Annotated in this window: 9 protein-coding genes, 2 rRNA genes and 2 pseudogenes (1 of these 13 running past the window's edge); 5 read left to right on the top strand and 8 right to left on the bottom strand. The window is 56.1% G+C overall.

What is annotated here, in order from left to right; genetic code table 11:
• Positions 1 to 23: 23 nt before the first annotated feature.
• On the bottom strand, positions 24 to 956 hold the full coding sequence (locus ACA063_RS22230) for a chemotaxis protein CheV (RefSeq protein WP_497663394.1): 933 nt from the start codon (positions 954 to 956) through the stop codon (positions 24 to 26).
• An 83-nt stretch (positions 957 to 1,039) separates the two neighbouring features.
• Here ACA063_RS22230 and flgA point away from each other — a divergent pair, with 83 nt between their 5' ends.
• The 4 genes from flgA to ACA063_RS22250 all read left to right on the top strand — a co-directional run bounded on the left by flgA (position 1,040) and on the right by ACA063_RS22250 (position 3,652).
• Entirely contained in the window at positions 1,040 to 1,801 is a 762-nt protein-coding gene (gene flgA / locus ACA063_RS22235) for a flagellar basal body P-ring formation chaperone FlgA (RefSeq protein WP_497663395.1), read from the top strand.
• Between the two features lie 169 nt (positions 1,802 to 1,970).
• Positions 1,971 to 2,297 carry a flagellar biosynthesis anti-sigma factor FlgM gene (gene flgM / locus ACA063_RS22240; RefSeq protein ID WP_162437930.1) on the top strand — a complete coding sequence of 109 codons (327 nt, stop codon included), beginning with the start codon at positions 1,971 to 1,973 and terminating at the stop codon, positions 2,295 to 2,297.
• A 48-nt stretch (positions 2,298 to 2,345) separates the two neighbouring features.
• Positions 2,346 to 2,813 (top strand): flagella synthesis protein FlgN, encoded by a 468-nt coding sequence (locus ACA063_RS22245; protein ID WP_497663396.1) that lies wholly within the window; start codon positions 2,346 to 2,348, stop codon positions 2,811 to 2,813.
• A gap of 92 nt (positions 2,814 to 2,905) precedes the next feature.
• A complete protein-coding gene (locus ACA063_RS22250; RefSeq protein ID WP_497663397.1) occupies positions 2,906 to 3,652 on the top strand; it encodes a flagellar brake protein in 747 nt (248 codons plus the stop codon).
• Between the two features lie 64 nt (positions 3,653 to 3,716).
• On the opposite strand, the gene ACA063_RS22255 is transcribed toward ACA063_RS22250, so the two are convergent.
• The 4 genes from ACA063_RS22255 to ACA063_RS22270 all read right to left on the bottom strand — a co-directional run bounded on the left by ACA063_RS22255 (position 3,717) and on the right by ACA063_RS22270 (position 8,945).
• Complete coding sequence (locus ACA063_RS22255; RefSeq protein ID WP_497663398.1) at positions 3,717 to 5,105, bottom strand: MFS transporter; 1,389 nt, start codon at positions 5,103 to 5,105, stop codon at positions 3,717 to 3,719.
• A gap of 70 nt (positions 5,106 to 5,175) precedes the next feature.
• Complete coding sequence (locus tag ACA063_RS22260) at positions 5,176 to 6,417, bottom strand: glutamine synthetase family protein (RefSeq protein ID WP_497666567.1); 1,242 nt, start codon at positions 6,415 to 6,417, stop codon at positions 5,176 to 5,178.
• A gap of 234 nt (positions 6,418 to 6,651) precedes the next feature.
• Complete coding sequence (locus tag ACA063_RS22265) at positions 6,652 to 7,344, bottom strand: sensor histidine kinase (RefSeq protein WP_497663399.1); 693 nt, start codon at positions 7,342 to 7,344, stop codon at positions 6,652 to 6,654.
• Positions 7,341 to 8,945 (bottom strand): response regulator, encoded by a 1,605-nt coding sequence (locus tag ACA063_RS22270; protein ID WP_497663400.1) that lies wholly within the window; start codon positions 8,943 to 8,945, stop codon positions 7,341 to 7,343. The genes ACA063_RS22265 and ACA063_RS22270 overlap by 4 nt, the downstream gene beginning before the upstream one ends.
• Positions 8,946 to 9,121: 176 nt before the next feature.
• Here ACA063_RS22270 and ACA063_RS22275 point away from each other — a divergent pair.
• Positions 9,122 to 9,502: pseudogene (locus ACA063_RS22275) on the top strand (response regulator); the annotation flags it as partial.
• 19 nt (positions 9,503 to 9,521) lie between these two features.
• Here the strand turns inward: ACA063_RS22275 and ACA063_RS22280 are convergent.
• The 3 genes and pseudogenes from ACA063_RS22280 to ACA063_RS22290 all read right to left on the bottom strand — a co-directional run.
• Positions 9,522 to 10,059: pseudogene (locus ACA063_RS22280) on the bottom strand (hypothetical protein).
• Positions 10,060 to 10,213: 154 nt separating this feature from the next.
• A 5S ribosomal RNA gene (rrf, locus tag ACA063_RS22285) occupies positions 10,214 to 10,329 on the bottom strand.
• Between the two features lie 172 nt (positions 10,330 to 10,501).
• Positions 10,502 to 12,193: ribosomal RNA gene (locus ACA063_RS22290) — 23S ribosomal RNA — on the bottom strand; it runs 1,200 nt beyond the window's last position.

A 12,193-nucleotide genomic window follows, 5' to 3' on the forward strand; every position in this document is an offset into this window, starting at 1 on the left:
TGACCGCCAGGGACAAAAGGCCCCTAGCTGATATCTGCTGCTTTGATCCGGTCGACTACCCGGGATGCCAGGTCATCAGGGCGGAATTTGGCAAGGAAGTCATCGGCACCGACTTTCTTGACCATCGCCTGATTGAACACCCCCGACAACGAAGTATGCAGGATGATATGAAGCTTTTGCATGCGAGGGTCACTGCGGATCTCGGCGGTGAGGGTGTACCCGTCCATTTCCGGCATCTCGATGTCGGAAATCATCATCAGGAACTCTTCTTCCGGCTTTTTACCTTCATCGACCAACTTGCGCAGGTAGTCCAGCGCTTGCCGGCCGTCGTTCAGCGCCACCACTTCGACGCCGACCGTTTGTAGACAACGCGAGACCTGCTTGCGTGCCACCGACGAGTCATCGACCGTCAACACACGCAAAGACAGCGCCTTGTGCTGGGTTTCGACATCCACGACGCCCACGGAAATCGCTTCCGGTGTCGGCGCCACTTCCGCCAGCACTTTCTCGACGTCGATGATTTCAACTAACTGATTGTCAACGCGGGTCACTGCCGTGAGGTAGTGATCACGTCCAGTGCCCTTGGGCGGCGGATGGATCTCCTCCCAGTTCATGTTGACGATGCGTTCCACCGAGCGCACCAGGAAACCCTGGGTCTTGGTGTTGTACTCCGTGATGATCACGAACGGATTGCTCTGATCCAGCAAACGACCTGAACCGGTCGCCATTGCCAGATCCAGAATCGGAATGGTCGCCCCCCGAATACTCGCCACACCGCACACGACAGGATTGGACTTGGGCATCAGGGTCAGCTTAGGGCATTGCAGCACCTCGCGAACCTTGAATACGTTAATCCCATAGAGCTGCGGGCCGTCAAGACGGAACAACAACAGCTCCAGGCGATTCTGCCCTACCAGTTGCGTGCGCTGGTTTACTGAATCCATTACACCAGCCATGCCCAGACTCCTACTACCAACGCTTCAGTGTGTTGCGACGCACATTCATTGCTAAACGGCACGGCGCTTGCTTTTTAACTCGTATGAACACAGAACCGACATTTTTCCGACGCCTGACCTCAAACTTTCGCAAATTGCTTTGCGCGATGTCGGCCGTTTGCCTGTTCAACGCTGGCAGCCCTGCCCTTGCTGATGCGGTTACCTTGCCTGACATGCTTATCGGCGTCACCCAGGGCTTTCTTGAATTCACCGTAGAAGACTATTTGGCGACCAGTCAAACTGAAGGTCGTTATGAGATCCAGGTCAGCCAGCTCGACCCACGTCTGCGCATGCCAATGTGCGACAAGGAATTGACAGCGAGCCTGGAGAGTCCGGCCAAGCCATTGGGGCGCGTTACGGTCAAGGTTCGCTGCGAGGGCGCCGCCCCCTGGACCGTGTTCGTACCCGCTCAAGTCCGGCTGTTCCGCGACGTCGTCACCACCACCCGACCGCTGCGACGCCTCGGTGTTGTCGAACCCGACGATGTGATCCTGCGCGAGCGTGATATCAGCCTTATCAGCCAGGGCTACCTGACTTCGCTGGATCAGGCGATCGGGCAAAAACTGACCCGACCAATGGTCGCCGATCAGTTGATCACTCTGGTGAACATCGAGCAGGCGGAAGTCATCACCAAGGGCGACCAGGTGGTGATTACCGCCCGCAGCGGCACGCTCAGCGTGCGCATGCCAGGTGAAGCGTTGTCCAATGGTGGCTTGCGAGAGCAGATACGCGTAAAAAACCTGAACTCCCAGCGGGTCATCAAGGCGCAAGTTATCGCGCCTGGCCAGGTGGAAGTCGCCATGTAGTACGACGGGTATTGGCGTAGAGATGGCGCGCCGCTCGACTGTTCCCTAAACTGTGACTCATCCAGGGCAAGTGCTGACGCGCGCAAGCTCATTGATAAATGAGTCTAAAGTTTTCCAGGGTTTGGCCGAAAACATGGCAAGCGTCCAAATACCCAGAGGTTTTTTGATCATGGTCATCGATTTCAGCCGTCTAAACAGCTCCTCGTCACTTACGGGCAGTACACGTACCAGCGCCAGCAAGGACACGGCCGAAGCCGCCAAGTCCGCGCCGCTGAATACCCCGGCCGCAGAGGCCACTACCGTCAAAAGCGGGGAATCGGTACACCTCAGCAATGAGGCTCAGCAGTTGCAAAAGGTCACTGACAAGCTGCGCGATCAGCCCGCTGTCGATAATGCCCGCGTGGCAGAGTTGAAAGCAGCGATTGCCGATGGCAGCTATAAAGTCGACAGCAACCGTGTAGCCAGCAAACTGCTCAACTTCGAAGCCCAGCGTTAGGCTCCGGTCTGCGCGAGGCTTTTGGACGCTTAAAACCCAAGGCCAGCCATGCACGATACTAATTTACTGCAACTGATCACCGACGACTTTGCTCCAGCGCAACAATTGCTCGAGTTATTGCAAACCGAGGCCATCGCGTTGCATGGTCGCGACATGCGACTGCTCGAAGACATTCTGGCGCAGAAGCAGGCATTGATCATTTTGCTTGAACAGCATGGCCGCAAGCGCAGTGCGATCCTTGCCAGCCTCAACCTGCCGATCAATCGCCAGGGTCTGGAGCAATTGGCCGCCCAATCGAGCATTGGCGAACAGTTGCTGGCTCAGAGTGATGTTCTCACCGACTTACTGGCCCAGTGCCAGGGCACCAACGTCAGCAATGGCCAGTCCATCATGATGCAACAGGCTGCCACGGCTACCCAGCTGAAAATCCTCCACGGCGGCGACACACCAGCGCTTTATGACGCCCGCGGATCGACCTCTGTACTCGCGAAGCGGGGGCCTCTCAGTCAGGCTTGAACCCGCCGATGAGCCCGCACTATCAAGACGAGAAACATGCTGGCAAAATGCTGGCTAGCCGCAGTCAAATTTTGTCTGGAGATTGATGAACCGTGTTCAATGCCTCAAGCGCGGAAGATGCTCCGCAGCCACCCAAGGTGCTCGCAACGCCCCTTGAGATCTCCGGCACCCTACGTCAGCTGCAAGACAGCCACGACCCTCTGATCATTACGTTCCATGAGCGCAGCCAGCGCTTTCAAAGCTATCTGGTGGGTATTGACCGTGACAGCGGCACGATCTCGCTTGACGAAATGATTCCACGGGACGGTGAACGCTTCCTGCTCGCCGGCGAACCGTTCAAGGTCGAAGGCTTCCACGACGGTGTTCGCATCGCCTGGGAAAGTAATGGCGCGCTGACCATCGACGAAACGGGTGGCACTCGCTGCTATCACGGTCCGATGCCCGACGAAGTGGTTTATCACCAGCGCCGTAACGCATTCCGCGCTGCTCTTAAACTGGCACAGCTGGTTAACGTCGATCTGGACGGTGAAAAGCTCAAGGCACCGATCAGCGGAAAGCTGCTGGACATCTCTGCCACTGGCTGCAAATTGCGCTTCGACGGCGATATCAGCTCGAGCCTGCAACTGGGGCAAGTCTACGACCGCTTTGCTGCCGCCCTGCCCTTCGGCAAAATGACGGCACCCGTCGAACTGCGTTACCTGCATTTCGAAGAAAAGATTTCCACCACCTTCGCCGGTGTTCGCTTTCATAACATGAGCGGGCTGGTGCAGCGTCAGGTTGAGAGATTCGTCTATCAGCTTCAGCGCGAAGCACGGCGTTTCGACAAAGACGATCTCTGAGTTAACGCTTCAATAGAAAACGGGCAGTCCTTTTGGGGACTGCCCGTTTTTTTGTGCGTGGATCTCAGGGCCTGGCTTCGGTGAAGCTCTGCTCGCGGCCTTCGTCAGGGTCTGACGGCGATGGGTCGGTCTCAGGTTTTTCTGGCGACTCGGGTTCCGGTTCTGGTTCCGGTTCCGGCTCTGGCGGGATCGGGTTCTGCATCTGATCTTGCACCACCTGCTCATCAACTCGAGGGTCAAGGGCCGCTACCAATGGCGAACTCGACATGCTGTCCGGCATGGCCACGTGATGCAGCGGGGCATCGTCCACCTGATGCAGGTTGGTGACGGCTTTCGGACGAATCCGCCAGACCAGTACCAACGCGAAGAAGCTGAAGAACGCGTAGAGCATCTGACTGCCAAACAGCTTCATCAGGACCCCGGCAACCAACGGCCCGATACTGGCACCCACGCCGTAGGTCACCAGTAGCATCGCCGTCAGAGACACCCGGCGATCGCCTTCGACGTGGTCATTGGAAAAAGCCACTGCCAAGGGATACAGGCAAAATTGCACCAGGGAGCAGAAGAAACCGGCGATAAACAGCACTTCCAGTGGCACCTGCTTCATGATCGCCAGCGGCAATGCAGCCACCGCCAGGCTGAACGCGAAGCAACGGATCAACAGTGCCCGATCATAACGGTCGGACAACCACCCCAACGGCCACTGCACCAGCAGGCCAGCAAAAATGCAGCTACCCATGAACAAGCCCACTTGCTCGGTAGACAGTCCTTGCTGGGAGGCATACAACGGCGCCAAACCATAGAACGAACCCACAATCAGACCCGCCCCCAGCACCGTACTTAACGACTGCGGTACGCGCTTGATAAAGAACCGTGGCTCCATCGGCGCAGGGTGCAAAGGTGCAGGGTGAATCCGTCGGGTCAAGGCCACCGGCACCAGGCACAGCGCAAAACACAAGGCGACCAGCATCAGCAGCTCGAGGCCGAGCGCCGGGTGCATGACCAGAATCAACTGACCCAATACCAGGCCAAGGTACGAGGCGATCATGTAGCCGCTGAACACCAGGCCGCGTTGCTTGGCTTCGGCCTGTTCGTTAAGCCAGCTTTCGATGACCATGTACTGGCACATCATGCCCAGACCGACGATGACCCGCAGGAACAGCCACGCGGGCAGCCAGTCGATCAATCCGTGTCCCAACACGGCCGCGCCGACGATACCGGCACACGCTGCGTAAGCCCGAATATGCCCGACACGGGCAATCAATCGGTGACCGATCTTCCCACCCAGCACCAGGCCGAAGTAGTTGGCCGCCATCAAGGCACCGACCCACAAACTGTCGACGTTGTCGGCTGCCAGGCGCAAGGCCAGGTAGGTACTCAACAAGCCCGAGCCGATCAACATCATCAGCGAAGCGAAATACAACGCTCGAAAGGATTTCCAGATTTGGCGCATCGGCGTTCCGAGCGGCTCCTTGCAGTAAGTGTCGGGCTATCCGAAAAGATAGCCCGATGACGATGATTCGTCAGGCCTGGGCTGCCAGTACACGTCGCTCCCAGGGAGTAATTTCATCATAGAAGCTGGTCAACTCCATGGACTTCGAAGCGATGTAGCCTTCGATGAACTCCTTGCCAAACAGTTCCTTCGCCAATTGGCTACGTTTCAGACGCTCAAGTGCAGCATGCAAGGTACACGGCAATGAAAGATTGTCCGGTACCTCGAATTCACCCTGTATTGGCTCACTGGGCTCCAACGTGTTTTCAATGCCATATAACCCGGCTGCCAGGCTGGCCGCAATCGCCAGATAGGGATTGGCGTCAGCCCCTGGCAAGCGGTTTTCAACCCGACGAGCGACCGGCGAACTGGCCGGGATGCGCAACCCGGCGGCTCGGTTGTCGTGGGACCAGCAAGCATTGTTCGGCGATGCGAAGGGATGGCACAAGCGCTGGTAGGAGTTCACATTTGGCGCGAACAGCGCGGTGAAATCGGCCATGCCGGCCTGCTGACCGGCAATGAAATGACGAAAGATCGGGGTAGGTTCACCAGCCTCGTCACTAAACACGTTAGTTCCCGTGCCTATCTCGACGATGCTCTGGTGAATATGCATCGAACTACCCGGCGTGTGCGCCAACGGCTTGGCCATGCAGACTGCGGTCAGGCCATGTTTGAGGGCTACTTCTTTAAGAAGATGCTTGAACAGGAACGTCTGGTCGGCCAGCAACAGCGGATCGCCATGCAGCAGATTGATCTCGAACTGGCTGACGCCCATTTCGTGCATGAACGTATCGCGCGGCAAGCCAAGCGCTGCCATGCATTCGTAGACTTCATTGAAGAAGGGCCGCAATCCGTTATTGGAACTGACACTGAACGCCGACTGCCCGTCTTCACGACGACCGTCCAGGCCAATGGGTGGCTGGAAGGGTTGAGTGGGGTCAGTGTTAGGCGCAAATATGAAAAATTCCAGCTCGGTCGCCACGACGGGCGCCAGACCGAGGGCGGTGTAGCGGGCAATAACCGCTTTAAGCTGGCCCCGGGTCGATAGATTCGAGCTTTCGCCGGTGAGTTCGTCCGCATCGCAAATGGCGAAGGCTCGTGTTTGATTGCTCCACGGTAAGCGATAGACCTGCGAAGAATCAGGCACCAGTGCGAGATCGCCATCATCACTGCCATAAAAGCGTGCCGGCGGGTATCCGCCCATGATGCACTGCAGCAGCACGCCGCGCGCCAGCTGCAAACGGCGGCCTTCGAGAAAACCCTCGGCGGTCATCACCTTGCCACGGGGTACGCCATTCAAGTCCGGCGTGACACACTCAATCTCATCAATGCCCGTCAATCGCTGTGCGAGTGAGCCCTGGCCCTGGGTTGTCATGACGCTATCCTTGTTATTGTGCGAGCCGCGAACGGCGACCCGTACAAAATAGGCTCCGCGTGTTCGGAATATCAAGCAGCGCTCAAAAAAATGTAGGCTTCACCTACGCCTGTGCCTGCCGGGCCGTACTTCTCATGGGAGATAAAGACTGAACACCGCGCCGCCCAGTGGTCCGCCATTGCTGATTTCGGTACGGCCACCCACACCATTGCGCTGATGCAGCGCGGCAATTCGCCCAGCGAAGTACAAGCCCAACCCCGTACTGCCCGTGGTGTGGTTGATGCCCTGTACGTAATCCGCCTGACGCTCGATCATTTCAGCGGAATAACCTTCGCCATCGTCGTTGACGGTGATGACTAGCTGCCCGGCGACATCACTGGCGCTGATCAACACCGCATGCCGGGCGTAACGGATCGCATTGTTGATGCAGTTGCCAAGCACTGTGGCGATCAGCTCTCGGTCAAAGAAACCCAGCGGGCTCAACGGGTCTACTTCATAGGTCGCCATGATCGAGCGACTGACGAATACATCCTGGTGACACGCCAGTTGCGCCTCAATGAAATCGTCCAGTTCATGGTAAGCCGGCTGCAACGGCATCTGGTTGACACCGAGTTTGTAAAGGCCCAACAACTGCACCAGCATTGCGTTGAGGTGCGCAAACTCGAACTCGATTACACCCTGCTCCGGCGTCTGCCGAACAGAGTCGGGCAAACGGGCCAACCATTGGTTGTGGGCCTGCATCACCATGGCCAGAGAGTTCTTCATGTCGTGCACGGTAGAAGCAATTACCGTAGAGAAGTCCAGTGCCGGGTCGTCTTGGTTCATCCGCCGAACGCCTTTGATTTCAGTTTCTGATAACGCGCAGAACGCGCGTCCGTGTCAGGCATCAAGCCAACCATCTTCAAGCAGGTCTGGCACTCGTCCAGTTCGGCGGATGGCACGCTGGTATCGGTGCCATGCAGCAATGACTGTGCCATGTTCAGCGCGATGCTGATGTTCTTCGGCTGCAGCGCCAGTGCCTTGCGGAACACCGTACGCGCTTCGACCAGATTGCCGGTTTTGTAGATCCGCACGCCTATGCGATTAAGATCAGCGGCGACGTTGCCGGCATTGAGGATGTTCGGGTCATCGGTCAACTTGGCGATGCCCTTCATTACCGTCGGGTCGTCACCGTAAATTTCCGCGCAGTTTTTCAACATGGATGCGCCGGCGTCGGGCTGCCCGAGCATTTGCAGTTGCTTTGCCACTAACAGCGCGGCTTCGGCGCTCATGAAGTTTTCCATGCCGTCGAGCCGCTGTATGGCTTGTTCGGTGAGCTTCTCGGCGGTTTCCGCGTCGTTGATCAACATGCTGGTGGCTTTCATCAATCGCGCACGGATCTGCAGACCGGGATCAGATGGGTTTTCCTTGGCGACTGCGCTCAATGTCGTGTTGATCTCCAGACGGGTCCGCGTATCAAGTCCCTTCTCACTGCCTTTGCTGATCAAGGCGTGGGCCAGGCCGAGATTGCTTTCTGCGTCCTTGAAGCGCGATTGAGCACCTTGTGCCACCGCCTGGCGATAAGCCTTGGACGCTGTGTCGAAATCCTCGTTGGTCATCGCCAGCTTGCCCAACTGCGCCTGGCGACGCACCGCCAGGGGCGAAATGCGAACGGCCTCTTCCAGCACCCGCTGGGCCGCTTTGGTGTCCCCTTCAGAAACCAGCACATCGGCCATGCCGTCGTAGAGCGCCGGCATCATCGGAAACACTTTCAGGGCTTTTTCATAAACACCCTTGGCTTGTAAGACTTGCCCGCGCTTGAACAATAATTTGCCCAACCCGGCAAACGCCCAGGGCAGCGGCCGATCAGCGATGATGCCGTCGTACAAACGCTCCAGCGCTTCGTTTTGATTGAGGTCACGCAGGGCGTCGGCGCGATAGCGCAGGCACAACGGCGAGTAACGGATGTCCTGCTTGCACAAGGCGATGCAAGCGTTCAGCACTTCTATCGGTTTCCCACGATCGAGCGCTTGCAGGATCGGCTTGAGCAAGGTCTTGCGCTGCACCAGCCGTTCCAGCCGCTGGGCCAGTCCGGCACGATTGAATGGTTTGGTCAGGTAGGCGTCAGGCTCGTGTTCCAGAGCGCTCAACACCATGGCCTGGCTGGTTTCCGCAGTGACCATCACGAACACGCTTTCGTGGCTGATCAGCTTATCGACCATGAGGTCTTCGAGGACCTGTTGACCGTTCTTCTTGCCGTCGCCCAGATGGAAATCCTGCAAGATAAAATCGTAGGCCTTCTGCGAACACATGCGCAGCGCTTGCTCACCAGTGTCCGCAGTATCGACATCCTTGACGCCCAGCTCCCGTAGCATTGACCTGACGGAGCTGCGGAAATCCGAGAAATCATCAACGATCAGGAAACGCTTTTGGTGATACGACAGCATCGAAGATTTCCAGGCAGTTGAAGGATATTTCTGGGACCGTCAGTGTTATCGGCCTGAGGTGGCATTCCCTTGAGACGGTAGTCATTGAATTACGGGTTAAATATATGAAGGAGCAACGATCAAACAGGATTATCCCAACCGGGCACGACGCTGAATCGCCAGCGCAGATCGACAAGATCTCTGGAAGGCTGAGAGGGTTAACCATTCTATTGGTCGACGACTCTGCCGACGTGCTGGAAACCTTGAAAATGCTCCTGGAAATGGAAGATGCGCAAGTGATTGCGTTCGATTGTCCGGTGGCGGCGCTGGACGCGGCCAAGAGTACCCGCTTCGACTTGATCATTTCAGACCTGGGGATGCCGGTTATGAACGGTCACGAATTGATGAGCGCTTTGCGTCAGCTGCCGCTCGTCAAGGACGTGCCTGCCATTGCATTGACTGGCTACGGCACACACAGCGACATTCAGAAGTCACGTCAATCAGGCTTTGATCAACATCTTGGGAAGCCGGTTTCCTATGACGAACTGATTGAAACTATCGAAGCACTGAGGCGCTAGTAGCAAATGATAGTTGGTGTCAGCGCAGATACGCTCGCTGCACACAGGCACGACGATCAATGGCTTGTTTAAGCCTATCCTTGTGCTCGGCCCCGACCTTGGCGTCAACTTTGGTTGAACGCATTAAATTAAGCATGGCCGCTTTGGCGGCCAGGTATTCAGCCCTCGCATCGTTTGACCTGAGCTTCGATGTCCCTCGCTCGTTCATTTCCATCCGACGAAGCGCCAGGACCGATTCATCAGTAATGACAGTGCCCAGTGTTAGCTGCACCTTGTGAGGGGGGACGAACTTGCGCGAGTCCATCACAATCTCTGGCTCGCTGAGCGTCCCACTTCAACGCCAGACAGCATTGCTCAATGGCGTGTTTGTCATGGAGCTCTTCACAGATCGCCCAGGCAGCGGTGTCGTAGACGCCAATGAATACTTGGGTGATCCCTTCAAGACTAATCCTCGCTTGCACCTCGACCTGAACTCCGTCACTGAGTACTTCATCATGAGTGTGAGCGGGTAATCGCCTGTTGACCCATAACCAGAATTTTGCGCCTCTATGTCGCATTGTTTTCTCCCCATGAATGGTCCATGGAGCAAGGCACAGAGGTGACTGACTTTCCAATGTAGGTCGTCGGCGCGAGTGGTTGTGTTGCTGGCACTTTCCTGCGGACAAAACAAAACCCCTGTTCGCGTTAGCAAACAGGGGTTTCGGAATTTAATCTTGACGATGACCTACTCTCACATGGGGAAACCCCACACTACCATCGGCGATGCATCGTTTCACTGCTGAGTTCGGGATGGGATCAGGTGGTTCCAACGCTCTATGGTCGTCAAGAAATTCGGGTACCGAGTCGTGGCCGGGTGGCCGCGCTTCAGTAAATCGGGTATGTGACAGCTTTCGGTGTTTGCAAGGTCTCGAACTTTCGGTTCGTTTCGTCTTCACACACCGCAATCTGATGCTTCTACTTGTTTCCAAGTCAGGAGTAGTCAAATTGCTTGGGTGTTATATGGTCAAGCCTCACGGGCAATTAGTATTGGTTAGCTCAACGCCTCACAGCGCTTACACACCCAACCTATCAACGTCGTAGTCTTCGACGGCCCTTCAGGGGACTCAAGGTCCCAGTGAGATCTCATCTTGAGGCTAGTTTCCCGCTTAGATGCTTTCAGCGGTTATCTATTCCGAACATAGCTACCCGGCAATGCCACTGGCGTGACAACCGGAACACCAGAGGTTCGTCCACTCCGGTCCTCTCGTACTAGGAGCAGCCCCTCTCAAATCTCAAACGTCCACGGCAGATAGGGACCGAACTGTCTCACGACGTTCTAAACCCAGCTCGCGTACCACTTTAAATGGCGAACAGCCATACCCTTGGGACCGGCTTCAGCCCCAGGATGTGATGAGCCGACATCGAGGTGCCAAACACCGCCGTCGATATGAACTCTTGGGCGGTATCAGCCTGTTATCCCCGGAGTACCTTTTATCCGTTGAGCGATGGCCCTTCCATACAGAACCACCGGATCACTAAGACCTACTTTCGTACCTGCTCGACGTGTCTGTCTCGCAGTCAAGCGCGCTTTTGCCTTTATACTCTACGACCGATTTCCGACCGGTCTGAGCGCACCTTCGTACTCCTCCGTTACTCTTTAGGAGGAGACCGCCCCAGTCAAACTACCCACCATACACTGTCCTCGATCCGGATAACGGACCTGAGTTAGAACCTCAAAGTTGCCAGGGTGGTATTTCAAGGTTGGCTCCACGCGAACTGGCGTCCACGCTTCAAAGCCTCCCACCTATCCTACACAAGCAAATTCAAAGTCCAGTGCAAAGCTATAGTAAAGGTTCACGGGGTCTTTCCGTCTAGCCGCGGATACACTGCATCTTCACAGCGATTTCAATTTCACTGAGTCTCGGGTGGAGACAGCGCCGCCATCGTTACGCCATTCGTGCAGGTCGGAACTTACCCGACAAGGAATTTCGCTACCTTAGGACCGTTATAGTTACGGCCGCCGTTTACCGGGGCTTCGATCAAGAGCTTCGCGTTAGCTAACCCCATCAATTAACCTTCCGGCACCGGGCAGGCGTCACACCCTATACGTCCACTTTCGTGTTTGCAGAGTGCTGTGTTTTTAATAAACAGTCGCAGCGGCCTGGTATCTTCGACCGGCATGAGCTTACGGAGCAAGTCCTTCACCCTCACCGGCGCACCTTCTCCCGAAGTTACGGTGCCATTTTGCCTAGTTCCTTCACCCGAGTTCTCTCAAGCGCCTTGGTATTCTCTACCCAACCACCTGTGTCGGTTTGGGGTACGGTTCCTGGTTACCTGAAGCTTAGAAGCTTTTCTTGGAAGCATGGCATCAACCACTTCGTGTTCTAAAAGAACACTCGTCATCAGCTCTCGGCCTTAGAATCCCGGATTTACCTAAGATTCCAGCCTACCACCTTAAACTTGGACAACCAACGCCAAGCTGGCCTAGCCTTCTCCGTCCCTCCATCGCAATAACCAGAAGTACAGGAATATTAACCTGTTTTCCATCGACTACGCTTTTCAGCCTCGCCTTAGGGACCGACTAACCCTGCGTCGATTAACGTTGCGCAGGAAACCTTGGTCTTTCGGCGTGGGTGTTTTTCACACCCATTGTCGTTACTCATGTCAGCATTCGCACTTCTGATACCTCCAGCAAGCTTCTCAACTCACCTT

The sequence above is a fragment of the Pseudomonas sp. LBUM1643 genome (assembly GCF_059716215.1).